Here is an 18,005-nt window from a genome sequence, read left to right on the forward strand (position 1 = left end):
CCAAAAAGATGGGGCTTCCTAGAATCTTTAGGGATTCGTCGTCGCACTCCCTAATTTGACTTTATCCGCGGGCGCCCTTTGTATCCTGTTTTTAATTATCCACGAGTCTTACCTCCGGCTACATTGGTTGTAATTCCAGTGATATAACTCGAACGATCTGAAATATAGTAAGCAACTAAATCAGCCACTTCACTCAACTTACCGCTACGACCAAGTGGCGTTGTACTCGTTGAGGCATAGCCAGCTCGGATATCATCTACTGTTTTTCCTCTAGTATAACCAAGAGCTTCTTCGTATGCAAGCGTTCTCAGTCCGGTTGCTTCCATGATTCCTGGGGCAATTCCGACAACTCTAACACCATGCTTACCAAGTTCTTTAGCCCAAGATCGCGTATAGCTATAAACAGCTGCCTTGGTTGCTGCATAAGCGCTTTGACCTTCGGAACCCTCGAGACCTGCTTCAGAAGCCATATTGATGATTACCCCTTGTTTTTTATCTACCAAGATACGACCGACAGCCTGACTAACGAGGAAAACACCCTTTTGATTAATCATGGTAATCTTTTCAAAGGTCGCATCATCCAGTTCATACTGACCGTGAGGATCTTTAGGATCGACAAGGAGACGAGGAACATTAATTCCAGCATTGTTGACAACTGCATCAACCGTACCAAAGCGCTCGAGCACTGCTGTCACACCTGCCTCAACTTCTTGACGCAAAGTCACATCAACTTTCACAAAGAGATAGTGGTCATGCTTGACAGCATTGTCAGTAATATCAAAGTTGGCAACATTAACCTCTAAATCAAGCAATTCTTCTACAATGGCGTGACCGATTCCAGATGAAGCGCCTGTAACAATAACAGTTTTTCCAGCGATATTTAACCAATCTTTCATCTTCTTACTCCTTTATTTAAGATATAAAGAGCTTTAAAAATCTATATAAAAATAGGAAACTGACATCGTGCCACTAAGGCACAAGGAAGTTTATCTTTTTTATTAAGATTTCAGCTCGTGCTCAATTAACAGACAACAAGATACTAAACCGTGAAGCACTCCAAAGAAAAATAAGAAACCTGACGATGAATTACATAGATTCAATGGACCTTTTTTCACAGAAGTATCAGCGATTTCAATGTATCAGTTGCTTTCTAATCACATTATAAAGCGCTTACAAAAAATAATTAAGACACTCTTTTTTGCAAGCTCATAAAAAATCGTGCACTAATTGCCACCAAAAAAGCAGAACCCCAAGGGAACTGCTTCTGATTAGTCTTAATAAGGAGATACTTTTACAAACGGGCGTTCAATTCAGCGCCTAGTTCTTCAAAACCTGGTTTACCAAGCAGGGCAAACATGTTTTTCTTGTATGCTTCTACACCTGGCTGGTTAAATGGATTGACACCATTGAGGTAACCAGATAGACCGATAGCCAGCTCAAAGAAGTAAATAGTGTAACCCAGCGTATATTCATCCTGTTCTGGGAGGGTCAGATAAGTATTTGGAACACCGCCATCTGTGTGGGCCAAAAGCACACCGTCTGTCGCTTTCTTGTTGACATAGTCAACATCCTTACCTTGGAGATAGCCCAGGCCATCAAGATCTTCTGTCATTTCTGGAACTGTGATATTCTTGCGAGGTTTTTCAACACGGATAACTGTTTCAAAGAGATTGCGCATCCCTTCTTGGATAAATTGACCGAGTGAGTGCAAATCAGTTGAGAAGTTAGCAGATGTAGGGTAGATACCCTTTTGGTCCTTACCTTCTGACTCACCAGCCAACTGTTTCCACCATTCGCTAAAGTATTGAAGAGATGGTTCATAGTTAGCCAAGATTTCAGTCACATAGCCTTTTCTGTAAAGGATATTACGAATAACGGCATATTGATAAGCTTCGTTTTCTGCAATTTTGTCTGATGAGTAAGCCTTGCGAGCTGCATTAGCTCCTTCCATCAATTTAGTGATATCGGCTCCTGAAGCAGCAATTGGCAAAAGACCAACTGGTGTCAGGACGGTAAAACGCCCCCCGACACTGTCTGGAACGACAAATGTTTCCCAACCGTTGGCATCTGCTTCAACCTTAACGGCACCCTTGGCACGGTCTGTTGTCGCGTAAATGCGCTTATTAGCTTCTTCTTGACCATACTTTGTAACCAAGAGCTCCTTAAAAACACGAAAGGCAATAGCTGGCTCTGTTGTTGTACCAGATTTAGAGATAACATTGACAGAGAAGTCTTTATCAGCCACGTAGTCAACCAAATCGGCTAAGTAATTTGAAGAAATGGAGTTCCCAGCGTAAAGAATTTGCGGTGCTTTACGCTTATCAGCTGGCTGCAAGTTGACAAACGCGTTATTCAAAAAGTCAATGGCAGCACGGGCACCGAGATACGAACCGCCAATACCGATAACGACGAGTACATCGCTATCTGATTGAATTTTAGCTGCTGCTTTTTGGATACGGGCAAATTCTTCCTTATCGTAGGTTTCCGGTAAGTTAAGCCAGCCTGTCATTTCTCCGCCTTGGCCTGATCCATCGCGCAACATTTTATCAAGCGCTGTTACTTGTGGCTGCATATAATCAATTTCCTGAGCTGCCACAAATTTATCAAGCACTTTTGAATAATCAAATTTAATATGTCCCATTACGTACTCCCTTTTAAAAACAATATTTCCTATACAGTGTACCCTTTTATCAATGATTTTTCAACCTTTTTGGTAAAAAAAGAAAACGGTAACAGTCGTGCCGCTTCCTTGTCAAAATCATTAGTATAACACATCATATCGACCTTTGTCTTTTTCATAAACCTTAATATCATGGTAGAAAAATCAAGCTAAAATCAAAGTGTCTCTTTTACCCGCATCCTAAACTGCGAAAACGAGGGGGGCTATCTGGATTGTCTTTTGCTTTGTCTCATTTATTTTGCAATACACTATAAAATCCCGTGAAGCCTTGATTTCATAGGTTTTTTCTATACGTAAAAAGAGCACACACTTAGCATCGCTTAGGGCTGCTGGATTCCTCCCCTGACCCACTTCACGCGAAAGTGTCGCTCCGGTGACTATTATAGCATAATTTTAACAGCCTGCAAACTTGAAAATTAAGTCCGGCTAAGATTGGGCTGGGATTTCTTCTCCCGTCGTTTGCGAAAGAAGTCCTGCATAATCCTAGCACAGTCTGCTTCCAGAACACCAGCCTCAACTTGAACGCGATGGTTGAGGCGCTGGTCGCTCAAAATATCATAAAGACTGCCGGCGGCTCCAAATTTTTGGTTAGGAGCCCCATAAATGACCTGAGGAATCCGAGCCAGCCCGATAGCCCCGCTGCACATGACACAGGGCTCAATGGTAACAAAGAGGATCGTGTCCAAAAGCCGCCAGTTGCCTTCTGCTTGGTTGGCTTGATTGATAGCCATAATCTCGGCGTGCATGATGGCTTGGTTGAGCTCCTCACGCGCATTGTGACCTCGGCCGATAACTTGGCCGTTCTTAACAATAACACAGCCGATGGGAATTTCTTCCTTGGCTAAAGACTTCTGCGCCTCCTTGAGAGCTTCTCGCATGAAGACTTCTTTTTGATTCTGGGTAAACTCCGTCATCAGTTAGCTCCCAGATTCCAAGCCTTGTGGGGTTCAGCCAATTCTACTGGGATAGCCCCAGCAGATCCCTGAGTTTGCTCCTGCAGAATTTCTAGGTGCTGATCGGGATCGATCTCTTGCGGTGGTAGGGGTGGGACATGTGTCAGGACTAGCTTTTTGACACTAGCTTGCTTAGCCATCTCACCAGCTTCCTTAGAAGTCAGGTGGGCTGGGTGATTTTCATTTCCTTCGTAAAGATAGACATCCGCTAAGAAGAGATCCGCTCCCTTGGCAAAATCAGCTAGACCATCGAAATAACCCGTATCTCCCGTGAAGACCAGAACCTGCCCAGTTTCTCTTTCCAAAATCCTAAAGGCATAACAAGGCACAGGATGGACTGTCTTGATAAAACGAATATCAAAAGGACCGATTTGCTGAGTACCTGTCACATCGTAGGCATGACCTTGAGAGACTCCGTCCATGGTCAGCTTGGCAAACTCATAATTGTCTTCATCATGACCATAGATGGGGAGCACCTTTGGCTCCCAAAGGTGTTTGGGATAGAGTTGAAAATAATGACGCAGCACACCCAGATCAGCCACATGGTCGGGATGATAATGACTGATGATGACCGCATCCAAATCCAGCGGACTGATTTCCTTTTCCAGCTCGGTTACAGCCCGACTGCCACAATCCATGAGTAACTGAAAACCATCATGGCCGGTCACCAAATAGGACGTTGTTCCTCCGTCTTGGTAGGGATAGGCTCCCCAGCGCCCTAAAGTCGTTAGTTTCATAGAATCACCTTCTTTTCTTAGTAGGTCTATTATAACAAAACTCAGATGAAAAATAGGTAGCAAATCCAGTACTGATTTTGCGATAAAAGGCCATCACTGAGCGATGACCTTTATTTATTTTATAGTTAATCCGCATCCTTCGTTAGGATTGGCAGGGTTTCTAAGAGATTTTCGGCATTAACTTCAATGGTATCTCCAGTCGCTTTGATTTTGACTTCAACAACACCTTCGGCAGCCTTCTTGCCAACGGTAACACGAATTGGCAAGCCAATCAGGTCACTGTCTGAGAATTTAGATCCAACCCGCTCGTTGCGGTCATCAGTCAGTACTTGATAGCCAGCTGCTGTCAGCTGAGATTCCAACTTAGCTGTTAAATCTTGAGCTTCCTGATCTTTGATGTTAACCGTAATCAAGTGAACATCAAATGGCGCCAGCTCTTTAGGGAAGTTAATTCCCCATGCCAAGCGGTAAGATCCTTTTGGTGTCTTGTTGACAAAGAGGCGGGCATGCTGCTCGATGACCGCTGAGAGAATTCGACTAACACCAATGCCGTAACACCCCATAATGATTGGGACTGAACGGCCATTTTCATCGAGAATATTGGCTCCCATGCTATCTGAATAACGAATGCCCAATTTAAAGATATGACCGATTTCAATACCACGCGCAAATTTAAGGGTGCCTTGACCGTCTGGTGACGGTTCTCCCTCTTTGACTTCGCGGATATCAACATAGTCTTTAGGCGTAAAGTCACGACCTGGGTTGACACTAGTCAAGTGATAGCCATCCTCGTTGGCACCAGCGACAGCATTAGCCAAGTCTTGAATTTTACGGTCAGCGATGATTGTCACTTCTTCTGGCAGACCAACCGGCCCCAGTGAACCGAAATGAGCTCCAAAGGTAGCCTTAGCCTGTTTTTCATCGGCTGGCTCAAGGAAATCAGCCCCCAGATAATTCTTGAGCTTAACATCATTGACTTGGTCATTACCAACCAGAAGAGCGACAACTGGATGATCATCTGCCATAAAGAGTAAAGTCTTGATGGTTTGCGCTTCATCAACCTTAAGGAAGGCAGCCACTTCATCAATAGTTCTACAATCTGGGGTTTCAACTTTGGTCAAGTCTTCCTGAATCGTGACAGCCTGACTGGGTTTGTAAAGGCTAGTAGCCATTTCCAGATTAGCCGCATAGTTGGACTGGTTAGAGTAGGCAATTGTATCTTCTCCTGAAACTAACCAATTATTGAGTTCCTCCCTGATTTGGAGCAGAACATCTTCTGGAATTTCATCCACAGAAGCAATGGATTTATCCAGCACCAGCCAGTGCTCTAGATCAGTTCGGTCAGGGGTAACCGCCATAAATTCTTGGCTATCCTTACCGCCCATGGCACCGCCATCACCAATAATGCCCTTGAAATCAAGACCAGCTCGGGTAAAGATGGCTTCATAAGCCTGGCGGTAATCTTCATAGGTATCGTCCAAGCTGTCATAGTTGGCATGGAAGCTGTAGCCGTCCTTCATGATAAATTCACGTGTCCGTAGGAGCCCATTACGGGGACGTTTCTCATCACGATATTTAGACTGAATTTGGTAAAGATTTATTGGCAGCTGCTTGTAAGATTTCACTGCATCTCGCACTATGGCTGTAAAGGTTTCTTCGTGAGTTGGTCCTAGGATAAAATCAGCCTGATCGCGATTTTTCAACTTATAAAGGTCTTCACCATAAGTATCGTAACGACCTGACTCCTTCCAGAGGTCCGCTGTCAGAAGAGCCGGTGCCAGCATTTCCACTGCACCAATCTTATCAAATTCTTCTCGCATGATGGTTTTGAATTTCTCAATAACCCGATTGGCCAGAGGTAGATAAGAGTAAACACCAGAGGTAACTTGTTGGACATAGCCAGCCCGAACCATGAGGGCGTGACTGATAACCTGAGCATCACTTGGCATTTCACGCAAGGTTGGGATCAACATTTGAGATTGTTTCATGAGTTTGTTTTGCCCTATCGCTGGACAAGGCTTTCCTTTCAACTAGAGTAATGACTGTAGGGAAACTAATTATTTTTTAGAAGAAGGCCCGCATGATGTCGTTCCAAGTGACGGCAACCATGAGTACCAACATAATAGCCACACCGATTAGAGTGATATAGGTTTCTGTTTCCTGCCTGAGGGGTTTGCGACGAATCGCCTCAATGATATTGATGAGAATCTTGCCGCCATCTAAAGCTGGGATTGGGAAAAGGTTGACCACTCCCAGATTCATAGACAGCATCCCCATGAGAAAGAGGACATCCACAAGACCTGAGTGAGCTGCCTGACCGACCATCTGATACATAGCAACAGGCCCCCCTAGCTTATTAAGACTAAAGTGGAGAATAATATTTCCCACAGCTCGAATCAGTTGGGTCATGGCGGTCAGAGCTAAATTGAAGCCACTGATTAGTTTGCTCCAAAAATCGGTTTTTATAGCTTGCTGAACACCAATTAGGTAGCTGCCATTAACCTTTTTGGGCTTGACCTGCACCTTTTTAGTGTGCTTAGATTTATCTTGGATGGTAAGGCTAATCTGCTCGCCCTTTTTTAACTCCTTGGTTGAGCTGGCGACTGCCTCAGTTAGGTCATCCCAATTCTCGACCTTTTTATCCGCAATACTTAAGATTCTATCGCCAGACTTAATTCCAGCTGTTTGAGCTGGTCCACCGTCAGCAACACGGATAGCGTTGGTATTGGGATTGGGTGCTCCTCCCTGTACGAAAGCCATGATGATGAGAACCACAGTTCCCAAAATAAAATTGTTCATGGGGCCAGCAAAGTTGGTAATCATCCGTCCCCAGACACTGGCATTCTGATACTGAACATCCAGCGGAGCAATCCTAATTTCGGTCCCGTCTTCTTCAATAATTGTGGCATCGTGATCAACCGAGTAGGTTCTGGTTTCATCGAGAACCAGACCTGTGATGTGCAGCTGATCTTCCAAATCATAGGCAGTCACATTCATGGGCAGGCTGTCAGTATCCAGTTGTTTGTCAGACAGATTAATCCGACTGACAAGGCCCTGATCATTTAAAGTCAGGCTGACGGGTGTTCCTGTCTTAATTTCCGTCTTGTCGTCGCCCCATCCAGCCATCCGAACATAACCACCAAGGGGAAGCATGCGGATGGTATAAGCCGTACCATCCTGCCCGATATGGGCAAAAATCTTTGGCCCCATCCCGATGGCAAATTCACGAACTAGAATGCCAGATTTTTTAGCAAAATAAAAGTGACCAAATTCATGTACCATTACGATGACACCAAAGACGATGATAAAGATAATAATGTTTAAAAGCATTGATAACCTCTAAATAATGCTGGGTAGGTTTAACCCACCCAGTGCTTAGAATAATCCAAAGAAATGCATGATTGGGAAAACAAAAATCATACTGTCGAAACGGTCCAAGATTCCTCCGTGTCCAGGAATTAATTTCCCTGAATCCTTAACACCAAAATGACGCTTGATGGCACTTTCTACCAAATCGCCAAATTGGGCAAAGATACTAAAGACAACAACTAAAATCATGGTAACTAGGAAGGATTTGGGACTGTAAACAGACTTGTCCACCAACATGAAAATCAAGGAGACAGCCAAGGCTGAGAGAATTCCTCCCAAACTCCCCTCAATGGTCTTGTTGGGGGATACCTTCGGCATGAGCTTATTCTGACCGAATTGCCGACCAATCATGTAGGCACCGATGTCGGTTGCCCAGACAATAAAGATGGCGAAGAGAACCTTATTGACACTATCCAGCCGAGCATTGACCAAATTTTGGAAACCAAAACCAATATAGACCGCTGAAGCAATCGGGAAGACCGCATCATCGAAAGAATAAGTATCACTATTAAGCACTGTCCCAGCCAAAATTATAAAGCTGAGTAGGCCAAAGCAGGTCCAACTAGCATCTAGAGGCAGGAAGGTCAGATAGGTCCCCATAGGAACCGTCAGGACAAAGGCTGCCAACATAGCTAGAACTCCCTCAAAAGAAAAAATTTCTAACCCCTTCATCTTGAAAAGCTCGGAGATGCCAACCATAGCCAAAACTCCGACGAATAATTGAAAGGGGAGATGCCCCAGCACTAAAAAGGCCAGGAAGATAGCACCCGCAATCCCTCCGTAAATCACACGTTCACGCATACTTGTCTCCTTTAGACACCACCAAAGCGTCTTTGGCGGTGGTTGAATTCTGCAATAGCCTTGACTAGTTCGTCTTCATTGAAATCAGGCCAGAGCACCTTGGTAAAATAAAACTCACTGTAGGCCGCCTGCCAGGGCAGGAAGTTACTAAGCCGCAGCTCTCCACTCGTTCGAATAATCAGATCAGGGTCGCGATACAAATAAGGAAGGGCCTTAGTCATTAAGTGCCTAGCGATCAGGTCTTCATCAATAGCTTCCGGTTGCAAGTGACCATCTTTCACTTCTTGCGCCAGAGCCTTAACAGCTGTTGTAATCTCTGCTCGGCCACCGTAGTTGAGGGCAAAATTTAATATCAGTCCTGAGTTATGTTGAGTCTTAGTACAGGCCCGCTCCATAGCCTCAAAAGTAGCCTGAGGCAACTTACTGGTATCCCCGATAACCTGAACCCGAACATTGTTTTTATGGAGTTCTGGAACATATTTATCAAAAAATTCTACCGGAAGATTCATAATGAATTTAACTTCATCAGCAGGCCGTGACCAATTTTCTGTTGAAAAGGCGTAGACCGTCAGGACCTTAACACCAAGCTCAGAGGCCTTGATGGTCACTCTTTGCAGGGCATCCATTCCTGCCTTGTGGCCCATGACACGTGGTTGCAGGCGTTTCTTAGCCCAGCGACCATTGCCATCCATAATAATCCCAATATGTTTGGGAATTTTTTCCAGAATTTGCGTCTCTTGTTTTTTCTTAAACTTAAATACAGCCATACTCTTAGAATTTTACCATAAATCAAGGGAGATTGCACTTCTAGTTGTGACACGCAATCAGCAACTTCAAAAAGCTGTCTGTCCTGCTCTTATAAAAAGTCCACCGACAGCATTAAAAAACGAACAGAGTTAGAGTTCTGGTGAAGAAAATTCTAATTTTGTTCATTTTTGACTTTTAGTATTAAGAAACATGGAATGGTGGCAGAGAAATTCTAAAATGAAAATCGTTTTGCCCAGCAACAGCGAATCTTAGACTTGACTATTGACTGACTGGAATAAGAATCAATTCAACAGCAGATAAAGGAACTTGATGAACAAATCCTAGTGACCATAGCAAGAAAAAACTCTTAGCCAAAGCCAAGAGCTTAGTAATGCGGACGGTTTGCATCGCAATCCCGATTCTTTAGGAGCTAACGCCTCAAGGACAGTATCGAAGCCTGTTGAGAGTGAGAGTTCTCAACCTGATTTTCCTACCATTACTCCCCTGCATTTTACCACTCAGGGAGAGTATAGGTCAACAATTAAATCGGGCTATCACGTTATCTGTAAGCGAGAATTGAGTCGCTTTAATAAGTTTACGCCGAGTTTGCAGTCAACAGCTCAGTGGTGATAGACTGGGCAGCTCTAGCTTCAAAAGCGAGATACTATAAATTCCTTAGTCTTCAATAGCTGATTCTGTTTTATCATTATCCTCCGCTTGGTCATCCGTTGACTCAGCTGAAACAACTGAAGTATCTGCTGGTGAGGCATTGACTTTTAAAATCGAACGGCTCAAGTCGAAAGTCAAGTAAACGCCTTCGACATCGAGAACGATACGATTGTTGGCTTGGTCGACTTCATCCACGGTCGCAATTAAACCACCGATAGTTTCAACTTCCGCTCCCTTGACTAGCTTATTTTGCATATCATCACGCGCTTGTTTTTGTTTTCTTTGAGCGCGAGAATTAACAAATATCATTCCTCCGAGAAAGATGGCTAAAATAAGAATGGTTGTGTATTGCATAAAAAATCCCTCCAAGAATATAACTAACCATAACTATATCAAATTTTGCCAAGGCGGGCAAGAAAACTTGCTGGATATAACCAATGTAAAGCTCCAAAGTCAGTACCGTTTGTAACGGTCTGTTCCACTCCTTTCTCATATCAACCGGACCCTTTCAATCTCTGTTTTATGCTATAATAGAGGCATTATGGATAAACTGATTAAAACAATTGCAACATCTGGCTCTTTCCGGGCCTATATCTTGGATAGTACCGAAACTGTTCGGGCTGCCCAAGACAAACACCACACCCTGTCATCATCAACTGTCGCTTTGGGACGAACCTTGATTGCCAATCAAATTTTAGCTGCCAACCAAAAAGGAGAGGCCAAGGTGACGGTCAAGGTTATCGGTAACAGTTCTTTTGGTCACATCATTTCTGTCGCAGATACGGCTGGTCATGTTAAGGGCTACATTCAAAATCCCGGTGTTGATATTAAGAAAACTGAGACCGGTGAAGTCTTGGTGGGACCTTTCATGGGTCAGGGACAATTTGTCTCCATCATTGACTACGGAACAGGTCGTCCTTATACTTCGACAACGCCATTGGTTTCCGGAGAAATCGGCGAAGACTTCGCCTACTACTTGACCGAAAGTGAACAGACTCCGTCTGCTGTAGGCCTCAATGTCCTCTTGGATGACAAGGACCAAGTCAAGGTGGCTGGAGGATTTATGCTTCAAGTCCTGCCAGATGCCAAAGAAGAAGACATTACCCGTTTCGAGAAACGTATTCAAGAGATGCCTGCTATCTCTACTCTTTTGGAGTCCGACAATCATACACAGGCACTGATCGATGCCCTCTATGGTGACGACTCTTACAAGATTTTGGCTGAGGAAGTGTTGAGTTTTGCCTGCGATTGTAGCAAGGGGCGTTTTCGGGCTGCTCTGGCCAGTTTGGGTAAAGATGAACTACAGGCCATGAAGGATGAGGACCATGGTGCTGAAATCACCTGCCAGTTCTGTGGTAAAACTTACAACTTTGATGAAAAAGATCTGGAGGAAATTATTGATGACCAAGCTTAATTCGTCCTTTATGATTGGGAATGTAGAAATTCCCCACCGTACAGTTCTAGCTCCCATGGCTGGTGTAACTAATTCAGCCTTTCGTACTATCGCTAAGGAATTTGGAGCCGGCTTAGCTGTTATGGAAATGGTTTCTGATAAGGGAATCCTCTACAATAATGAAAAAACTCTTCACATGCTCCACATTGACGAAGGTGAACATCCTGTTTCCATCCAGCTTTTTGGCAATGATGGCGATAGCTTGGCGCGAGCTGCCGAATTTATTCAAACCAATACGGAGACTGACATAGTTGACATCAATATGGGGTGCCCCGTCAATAAGATTGTCAAAAATGAAGCTGGTGCCATGTGGCTCAAGGATCCCGAAAAGATTTATCAGGTGGTAAAAACTGTTAAGTCTGTCCTCAATATCCCGCTGACTGTTAAAATGCGAACAGGCTGGGCTGACAGCTCCTTGGCTGTGGAAAATGCTCTGGCTGCAGAGGAAGCTGGTGTAGCTGCTCTGGCCATGCACGGTCGGACCCGTGAGCAGATGTACACTGGTCGCTGTGACCATGAAACCTTAGCTAGGGTAGCTGAGGCCCTCAAAACGATCCCTTTCATTGGTAATGGGGATATTAAGACTGTTGAAGACGCTAAGTTCATGCTGGAAGAAGTCGGTACCGATGCTGTTATGATTGGTCGTGGAGCCCTCAACAATCCTTATCTCTTTACCCAAATCAACCACTACTTCGAGACTGGGGAAGTTCTACCTAATCTTACCTTCGCTAAAAAGTTAGAGATTGCCTATGACCACCTCAGCCGTCTGGTTGGCCTCAAGGGCGAAACAATTGCTGTACGAGAATTCCGTGGCTTAGCCCCTTACTATCTGCGAGGAACCTCTGGTGCTGCTAAAATCCGCGGGGCTGTCGCTCGGGCTGAAAGTTTAGCCCAAGTCAAAGAAATTTTTGATGGTATTCCAACCTAAGGAATTCTGTTCCGAAGCATTTGAATGGGGAAAATAATGAAAAGTAGACTGCCATTGGCTCTGACAGGGCTTTTACTGGGACTGACTGCTCTGACGAACTTAATTTTCAAATTTGTCAATCCGCTCGCAGCTCAGGGGCTGCTCTTTCTAAGTCTAGGGCTGTGGCTTCTTTTAACGGTCTATTTCTGTCTGGAAAAAGAAGACTGCCAAAAACAATTGACCAGCCTCTTAACAGCTTCAACTTTTCCAACCTATTTCATGGCCATGATGCTTTCGCCTTTGGTTCTTCCTCTAGCCAGGCCTTACCTACTCAGCATCTGGGCTATCGGTTTAGTTGGACACTTAGTTTTTCTGGGGATGTTTAGTATCAGGGCTAAAAAACAAGCAACATGGAAGCAGGTCTATCCAGGCTGGTTTGTTATCTATGTTGGGCCAGCTGCTGCTTCTATAACAGCCAGAGTGGTTGGACAGATTCTTTTAGGGCAGATGATTTTTTACTTGACCTTTCTAGCCTATCTGATCCTGATGGTTGCCTTGTTTTATCGGTTATCTAAGTGGCCTTTGAGTGAGCAGGAATTGCCCAACATGGCCATCATGGCAGCTCCGAGTTCTCTGTTACTTTTAGCCTTCTTGCAACTTTACCCTTGTGGACATTCTGTTTTTCTAACCCTCCTACTCTTACTATCGCAAGGATTTTATTGGGGAACCTTTCTCTACCTTGTATGCCGTATCAAAACTTGGTTTGCTCCCAGTTTTCAGCCTTTACTTTCCCCAGTGTCAGCACAGCAACGGCCTTAAAGTTAGGTCTGATTAGACTACATCTGACTCAATACTGGTTTGCTGGTCTGAGTATTTTTGAAATTAGTTTAGCTACAGTTATTGTTGTCTATGTTACTCTTGCTTACTGCTGCTATCTCCTTAGATCTAGAATCTAACCTAGATTCAAAAACAATTTTTAGGAATAGTATAATTCTTGGCTTGAGCTATATGACTTTAACTGCGGTCGGTTCTTAACCATCAATGTTTATCTCATTATCCAGCTTTTTAAATCTGATTACTGATTTTAATAATAATCGTAGTTTGGAAAATGGTTCAATGGAAACACAAGAGTCTTTTATCAGTTACATCGATAAGGAGAGTGCGATTTACCCGCAAGCATCCTCACTCTGATTATTCAGAGAGGCTGGCACAAACAGATTTTCCATGACTCAGTACTTTTTATAGCTATGGCGCTTCTCCGATAACTAATACTAAACAAATTTCAAAAATAGCTATATAATGGTTGTATGAAAAAAGAATTTACCGATTTACAAATCCAAGAGTTAGAAAAAGCTATTAAAGATAAGAAAAATAATACTCATTATCGCAAATTGCATGCCCTCCTCCTTCGTTCACAAGGAATGAGCTTAACAGCAATCGGCAAAGAGGTTGGGCTCGTTCACCAGTCTGTTCGCAACTTAATTACCCGTTATCAAAAGGGGGGACTAACAGCTCTATTTAAAGAAAATCGCGGTGGTCGTAGACGTGCTTATATGACCATCGAAGAGGAAGAAAGATTCCTAAACCAACAACTAGAACGGGCATTAAAGGGGGAGCACGTAACTGTTCAAAGCTTGTTTGAAGCCTATCAAGCTGAAGTTGGAAAGTCAACCACTCGTGAGGGATTCTATGCTTTATTAAAACGCCACGGATGGCGAAAGGTAACTCCTCGTCCAAAACATCCTAAAAAAGCAGACGCTAAAACGATTTATGCGTCAAAAAATAAAATCTATATTCAGGAAGACAAGAAAGCGCTTTAAGCATAGCCGACGTTACAAGAAAGTCCGTCTCATGTATCAAGATGAAGCGGGTTTTGGTCGTATCAGTAAGCTAGGAGCTTGTTGGGCACCTAAAGGTTATAGGCCACATGTAGCCAGCCACTACATTCGAGAATACCGTTATTGTTACGGAGCCGTTGATGCCCATACAGGAGAATCTTTTTTCCTCATCGCAGGAGGTTGTAATACTGAATGGATGAACGAATTTTTAAGACAATTAAGTCAAGCTTTTCCTGACGATTACATTGTTTTGGTTATGGATAATGCCATTTGGCATAAATCAAAGGCTTTAGAAGTTCCACATAATATAGACTTTGCTTTTATTCCGCCTTATACTCCTGAAATGAATCCTATTGAACAGGTCTGGGCTGAAATAAGAAAACGTGGGTTTAAAAACAAAGCCTTCAAAACTTTGGAGGAGGTTATTAATCAACTTCAAGAGGTTATTCAAAGTTTTCATTGGAAAGAGTTAAAAACGATTGTCCATAGAAAATGGACTTCGGCTATGCTTGATTTTCTTTGAGTATAAAGAGAGTCATTTAATCTCTATAGGCAAAAAGGCTGGGAAAAAGTATTCCAGCCTTCTATTTTTGCAGTAATAATAGTTTGATGCAGTGGTTGGGGGTCCTGATCTGGGACGCTGTCTTATTTTCAGGCCCCCCTTAAACAGTCCACTGGACTGTTTAACTACTCCGCAAGTGTTAGCGGCCATCCTAATCAACTGTGCGGAGGTGGAACAACGAAGTCAATTTATATAAAGAATTGACTTCTGTCTCACTCTCTTTTTATCTTATACCAGATTAAATTTCAAGGTTCCCTTATGGCTGCCAATTTTCAAGCTCGCACCTGCTTTTAATTGACCTGACAAGAGCAATTCAGATAACTTATCTTCAATTTCTATTTGGATGGTCCGACGTAGCGGACGAGCTCCCATTTCAGGGTCATAGCCATGCTCTGCCAAAAGTTTGAGAGCAGACGGCTGAACCTTTAGAACGATATCTTTTTCAGCCAAGGTAGCTTCCAATGGCTTGATCATTAGCTTAACAACTTGACGCATATGGTCTGGTGTCAGACTGTGGAAAACAATCTTTTCATCAATTCGATTAATGAATTCCGGACGGTAGGTTTTCTTGAGTTCTTCCATAATCCGACTCTGCATAGCTTCATAGTCATGACTGATGGCTTTGGCTCCAAAACCAACAGTCTTATCATCACGCAAAGCAGTTGCCCCCAGATTACTGGTCATGATAATGATAGTGTTAGAAAAATTGACCTGACGACCGCGACTGTCGGTCAATACTCCATCATCCAAAACTTGCAAGAGGACATTAAAGATATCTGGGTGGGCCTTTTCTACCTCATCAAAAAGAAGAACAGAGTAGGGTTTCTGCCTAACTTTTTCAGTCAACTCGCCACCTTCTTCATAGCCAACATAACCTGGAGGTGCCCCATTGAGACGGCTGGCAGCAAATTTTTCCATGTACTCAGACATATCGAAGCGAATCAAGGCTGACTCATCGTCAAAGAGAAGTTCAGCCAGAGCCTTGGCCAACTCAGTCTTACCGACTCCAGTTGGCCCTAAGAACATGAAGGAGCCGATTGGGCGCTTGCCTGTTCGAATTCCCGACCGGTTACGGCGAATCGCCCTAGAAACAGCAGAGACGGCATCCTCTTGGCCAATAACTCGTTTATGGAGTTCCCTTTCCAGATTAAGGTAGCGTTGATTATCGGCCTGAGTCATCTTCTCTAACGGAATGCCAGACAGCTTACTGAGGGTCCGCAGGATATCTTCTTCTCCGACAGCAACAGGCTTGCGAATCTTTTGCTTATCCTCCACACGAAGTAGATTTGCGACCGCTCCTAGATTCCCCGATAAGAGGGCCTGGTCGGCTGAACTTAGGAAGGTTGGCAGAGAACGTTTAACCGTATTTTGCACCATGGCACTAGTCTCATCCAACAAATCGACGGCTGAATCCGGAAGATTCTTACTGGTCAAATAGCGGTGGGCTGACTTTACAGTCGTCAAAACAGCTTGATCAGAGATGGTAACATTGTGGTAGGCCTCATAACTTCCTTTAAGTCCCAAAAGAATCTGATAGGCCTCGTCAACTGAAGGTTCTTCAATCAAAACCCTGGCAAAACGACGCGAAAGAGCTGCATCTTTTTCAATGTGCTTAGAATATTCTTCCTGGGTCGTTGCCCCAATCATGTGGAGGGTTCCTCTTGAGAGGGCTGGCTTGAGAATATTGGCAGCATCTAGAGTGCTATCAATACCACTACCAGACCCCATGATGGTGTGGACTTCATCAACAAAGAGGATAATATGACCATCAGTTTCGATATCAGCAATAATCTGATTCATCCGCTCTTCAAAATCCCCTCGGAAACGGGTACCAGCCACAACTGACATCATGTCTAATTCTAAGACTCGAAATTCAGCTAATTCATAAGGAACCTCTCCTTCAACAATCCGCTGAGCTAGGCCGTAAGCTAGAGCAGTTTTTCCGACACCAGCATCACCAACCAAGACTGGATTGTTCTTAGTCTTGCGGCTGAGAATTTGCAAGATACGGGTAATTTCTTCATCACGGCCGATAACCCTATCCAATTGTCCTTGAGCGGCTAGGGCTGTCAGATCTCTTGTGAAATCAGCTAGATCCCCAGCAGTGGGCTGAGGTCCCATCATATTGCTAAAATTGTTATTACCAGATTTCTTCGGTTTAGCCAAGTCAAAAATGGCTTTAACATCTTCCTTAGAAAAACCAGCATAACGTTCTAAAACCTTACGCAGATCAATCAGACGGAGAGTATCCTTGCCTTCGTCTTGAAAGCGAAAACCAACCTGTTCTAAAATCCGAGCTGCTAGATTATCGCGGCCAAACATCATAGACAAAAGAACATGTTCACTGCCAATCTCAGGTGACTTAACCGCCTGAGCAATCCGACCAGCATGAGTCAAAATTCGCTCCAAGGCTCTTGAAGCTGGTAAAATCTCTTGGACCTTGACAGCTTTAAGGGGCTTGCGACGAACTACCAAGACAGCCGCATCCTCATATTCGTCCAAATCAATTTGATCAGCAAAATCCATTAGAGCTAGGTGGGCCACTGTCTCATCAGTATCGACCATAGCCAAAAGGACATGCCAAGTTTCCAAAAATTGACTTTGAAAACGAGTGGCCTGATACTGGGCACGGCTAAAGATTTCTTGCATTTTCAGGGAATAATCAGTCATCTGGATTTCCTTTTCTATCTACTCGTTGAATAATTCTCTTAAGCATTCGGGCGCGAATCCGCGCCGCATCAGCACCTAGGACATCATCAGAGGATGAAGCTAGGATAATATTTCCTTCCCGCTCGCTAATAATTCCTTGATCATAGAGCTGTTGGATAAGATCATCAAAGACCTGACTGCTGATAGCTTCTCCAATCGAGTTTGCCAGAGCATTAAGTAGGTGGTGCTTGTCCGAAAAAGCAACCTTGGCAATACGGATATACCCACCGCCACCTCGCTTGCTTTCAACCACATAGCCACGACTTTCAGTAAAGCGAGTCTTGATGACATAGTTAATTTGGCTGGGGACAACATCGAATGAGTCCGCTAGGTGGGAACGTTTAAGTTCTACAATCCCCGACTGGGCCAAAATGTTTTTAATATATTCTTCGATACTATCCGAAGTATTTTTCACAGGCATAGACTCCACTTCCTTATCTTTGACTAACTTTGACTATTATACCCTAAAAGAGAAAATTTTAAAAGCTAAAAGCAAGAACTCAGAAGTCAATAGCAAGATTAACATAAGAACCATTAAACACAGCGGGTAAACCATCTTCCTTTTTATACTTGAAAATTT

The 18,005-nt window shown here is 43.8% G+C and carries 15 protein-coding genes, 1 other RNA gene and 1 pseudogene; 5 read left to right on the forward strand and 12 right to left on the reverse strand.

The genetic code is table 11. The features are described from left to right. Window positions 1-95: 95 nt before the first annotated feature. From STRCR_RS00970 to STRCR_RS01005, 9 genes are all read right to left on the reverse strand, one after another. Window positions 96-896 (reverse strand): SDR family oxidoreductase, encoded by an 801-nt coding sequence (locus STRCR_RS00970; RefSeq protein ID WP_004228296.1) that lies wholly within the window; start codon window positions 894-896, stop codon window positions 96-98. Window positions 897-1,291: 395 nt separating this feature from the next. Next, entirely contained in the window at window positions 1,292-2,641 is a 1,350-nt protein-coding gene (locus STRCR_RS00975) for a glucose-6-phosphate isomerase (RefSeq protein WP_004226807.1), read from the reverse strand. A gap of 330 nt (window positions 2,642-2,971) precedes the next feature. Beyond that, an RNA gene (gene ffs / locus STRCR_RS11270) (signal recognition particle sRNA small type) lies at window positions 2,972-3,057 on the reverse strand. Between the two features lie 39 nt (window positions 3,058-3,096). Further along, window positions 3,097-3,594 (reverse strand): tRNA adenosine(34) deaminase TadA, encoded by a 498-nt coding sequence (gene tadA / locus STRCR_RS00980; protein ID WP_004225286.1) that lies wholly within the window; start codon window positions 3,592-3,594, stop codon window positions 3,097-3,099. Beyond that, window positions 3,594-4,370 (reverse strand): MBL fold metallo-hydrolase, encoded by a 777-nt coding sequence (locus STRCR_RS00985; protein WP_004226647.1) that lies wholly within the window; start codon window positions 4,368-4,370, stop codon window positions 3,594-3,596. Before STRCR_RS00985 ends, tadA begins: the two co-directional genes overlap by 1 nt. Window positions 4,371-4,495: 125 nt before the next feature. Next, window positions 4,496-6,358: a proline--tRNA ligase gene (locus tag STRCR_RS00990; RefSeq protein WP_100207969.1), complete on the reverse strand. Its 1,863-nt coding sequence runs from the start codon at window positions 6,356-6,358 to the stop codon at window positions 4,496-4,498. Between the two features lie 76 nt (window positions 6,359-6,434). Further along, window positions 6,435-7,700: an RIP metalloprotease RseP gene (rseP, locus tag STRCR_RS00995; RefSeq protein ID WP_004229258.1), complete on the reverse strand. Its 1,266-nt coding sequence runs from the start codon at window positions 7,698-7,700 to the stop codon at window positions 6,435-6,437. 45 nt (window positions 7,701-7,745) lie between these two features. Then, entirely contained in the window at window positions 7,746-8,540 is a 795-nt protein-coding gene (locus STRCR_RS01000; RefSeq protein WP_004225314.1) for a phosphatidate cytidylyltransferase, read from the reverse strand. 11 nt (window positions 8,541-8,551) lie between these two features. Beyond that, window positions 8,552-9,307: an isoprenyl transferase gene (locus tag STRCR_RS01005; protein WP_004226957.1), complete on the reverse strand. Its 756-nt coding sequence runs from the start codon at window positions 9,305-9,307 to the stop codon at window positions 8,552-8,554. A gap of 334 nt (window positions 9,308-9,641) precedes the next feature. On the opposite strand from STRCR_RS01005, the pseudogene STRCR_RS12445 reads away from it, so the two are divergent. Next, window positions 9,642-9,914: pseudogene (locus STRCR_RS12445) on the forward strand (hypothetical protein); the annotation flags it as partial. A gap of 48 nt (window positions 9,915-9,962) precedes the next feature. Here the strand turns inward: STRCR_RS12445 and yajC are convergent. Continuing rightward, window positions 9,963-10,310 carry a preprotein translocase subunit YajC gene (gene yajC, locus STRCR_RS01010; protein WP_004227868.1) on the reverse strand — a complete coding sequence of 116 codons (348 nt, stop codon included), beginning with the start codon at window positions 10,308-10,310 and terminating at the stop codon, window positions 9,963-9,965. A gap of 187 nt (window positions 10,311-10,497) precedes the next feature. Between yajC and hslO the strand changes: the two genes are divergently transcribed. From hslO to STRCR_RS11455, 4 genes are all read left to right on the forward strand, one after another. Next, on the forward strand, window positions 10,498-11,370 hold the full coding sequence (hslO, locus tag STRCR_RS01015) for an Hsp33 family molecular chaperone HslO (protein WP_004225769.1): 873 nt from the start codon (window positions 10,498-10,500) through the stop codon (window positions 11,368-11,370). Then, on the forward strand, window positions 11,357-12,337 hold the full coding sequence (dusB, locus tag STRCR_RS01020) for a tRNA dihydrouridine synthase DusB (protein WP_004228134.1): 981 nt from the start codon (window positions 11,357-11,359) through the stop codon (window positions 12,335-12,337). Before hslO ends, dusB begins: the two co-directional genes overlap by 14 nt. 36 nt (window positions 12,338-12,373) lie before the next feature. After that, window positions 12,374-13,135: a TDT family transporter gene (locus STRCR_RS01025; RefSeq protein ID WP_004228560.1), complete on the forward strand. Its 762-nt coding sequence runs from the start codon at window positions 12,374-12,376 to the stop codon at window positions 13,133-13,135. A gap of 488 nt (window positions 13,136-13,623) precedes the next feature. Next, window positions 13,624-14,677, forward strand: a protein-coding gene (locus STRCR_RS11455) for an IS630 family transposase (protein ID WP_100207970.1) whose coding sequence is annotated in 2 segments (ribosomal slippage) — window positions 13,624-14,061 and window positions 14,063-14,677 — 1,053 coding nt in all. Because the reading frame shifts where the segments join, the coding sequence is not laid out codon by codon here. Window positions 14,678-14,944: 267 nt separating this feature from the next. Here the strand turns inward: STRCR_RS11455 and STRCR_RS01040 are convergent. Together STRCR_RS01040 and STRCR_RS01045 are read right to left on the reverse strand one after the other, a co-directional pair. Then, on the reverse strand, window positions 14,945-17,386 hold the full coding sequence (locus tag STRCR_RS01040; RefSeq protein WP_004227079.1) for an ATP-dependent Clp protease ATP-binding subunit: 2,442 nt from the start codon (window positions 17,384-17,386) through the stop codon (window positions 14,945-14,947). Next, entirely contained in the window at window positions 17,379-17,846 is a 468-nt protein-coding gene (locus tag STRCR_RS01045) for a CtsR family transcriptional regulator (protein WP_004228934.1), read from the reverse strand. The genes STRCR_RS01040 and STRCR_RS01045 overlap by 8 nt, the downstream gene beginning before the upstream one ends. Window positions 17,847-18,005: the final 159 nt, after the last annotated feature.

Origin of the sequence: Streptococcus criceti HS-6 (assembly GCF_000187975.2) — a bacterium.
In the GTDB taxonomy this organism is placed as follows: Bacteria; Bacillota; Bacilli; order Lactobacillales; family Streptococcaceae; genus Streptococcus; species Streptococcus criceti.

What these genes read in the sequence shown, in the direction of transcription:
- STRCR_RS00970 (WP_004228296.1), bottom strand. Translation starts at nt 896, where the DNA reads ATGAAAGATTGGTTAAATATCGCTGGAAAAACTGTTATTGTTACAGGC.
- STRCR_RS00975 (WP_004226807.1), bottom strand. Translation starts at nt 2,641, where the DNA reads ATGGGACATATTAAATTTGATTATTCAAAAGTGCTTGATAAATTTGTG.
- tadA (WP_004225286.1), bottom strand. Translation starts at nt 3,594, where the DNA reads ATGACGGAGTTTACCCAGAATCAAAAAGAAGTCTTCATGCGAGAAGCT.
- STRCR_RS00985 (WP_004226647.1), bottom strand. Translation starts at nt 4,370, where the DNA reads ATGAAACTAACGACTTTAGGGCGCTGGGGAGCCTATCCCTACCAAGAC.
- STRCR_RS00990 (WP_100207969.1), bottom strand. Translation starts at nt 6,358, where the DNA reads ATGAAACAATCTCAAATGTTGATCCCAACCTTGCGTGAAATGCCAAGT.
- rseP (WP_004229258.1), bottom strand. Translation starts at nt 7,700, where the DNA reads ATGCTTTTAAACATTATTATCTTTATCATCGTCTTTGGTGTCATCGTA.
- STRCR_RS01000 (WP_004225314.1), bottom strand. Translation starts at nt 8,540, where the DNA reads ATGCGTGAACGTGTGATTTACGGAGGGATTGCGGGTGCTATCTTCCTG.
- STRCR_RS01005 (WP_004226957.1), bottom strand. Translation starts at nt 9,307, where the DNA reads ATGGCTGTATTTAAGTTTAAGAAAAAACAAGAGACGCAAATTCTGGAA.
- yajC (WP_004227868.1), bottom strand. Translation starts at nt 10,310, where the DNA reads ATGCAATACACAACCATTCTTATTTTAGCCATCTTTCTCGGAGGAATG.
- hslO (WP_004225769.1), top strand. Translation starts at nt 10,498, where the DNA reads ATGGATAAACTGATTAAAACAATTGCAACATCTGGCTCTTTCCGGGCC.
- dusB (WP_004228134.1), top strand. Translation starts at nt 11,357, where the DNA reads ATGACCAAGCTTAATTCGTCCTTTATGATTGGGAATGTAGAAATTCCC.
- STRCR_RS01025 (WP_004228560.1), top strand. Translation starts at nt 12,374, where the DNA reads ATGAAAAGTAGACTGCCATTGGCTCTGACAGGGCTTTTACTGGGACTG.
- STRCR_RS01040 (WP_004227079.1), bottom strand. Translation starts at nt 17,386, where the DNA reads ATGACTGATTATTCCCTGAAAATGCAAGAAATCTTTAGCCGTGCCCAG.
- STRCR_RS01045 (WP_004228934.1), bottom strand. Translation starts at nt 17,846, where the DNA reads ATGCCTGTGAAAAATACTTCGGATAGTATCGAAGAATATATTAAAAAC.